The 259-nt window shown below is 34.7% G+C and carries 1 protein-coding gene; it reads right to left on the bottom strand.

Annotation, left to right across the window (positions count from 1 at the left end; genetic code table 11):
* Positions 1 to 259: TrmH family RNA methyltransferase (locus SCA31_RS24165; RefSeq protein ID WP_410699525.1), on the bottom strand; the 259-nt coding region annotated here is incomplete at both ends.

Below are 259 nucleotides of genomic sequence, written 5' to 3'. Positions count from 1 at the left end.
ATCAAAACGAGATAAAACATCTTTACTCAATCCAACACTTTCTTTTCCGAAAACGAGCCAGTCTCCGTCCTGAAAATCAGTTTCCAAATAAGATTTCTCAGCATGCGAACTCATTAAAAAAACACGGGATTTGTCCGGAATCTGTTGAATCCATTCATCAACATTTGCATATTCTGAAACATCAAGGTGAACCCAATAATCTAAGCCTGAACGTTTCAGATTTTTATCATTAATTATAAATCCAAAGGGATGAATTAAG

The organism is Chryseobacterium sp. SIMBA_028 (assembly GCF_046535285.1).
Lineage (GTDB): Bacteria > Bacteroidota > Bacteroidia > Flavobacteriales > Weeksellaceae > Chryseobacterium.
Note: the sequence above shows the minus strand (reverse complement) of the source record. Positions and strands in the feature narration are given on the sequence as shown.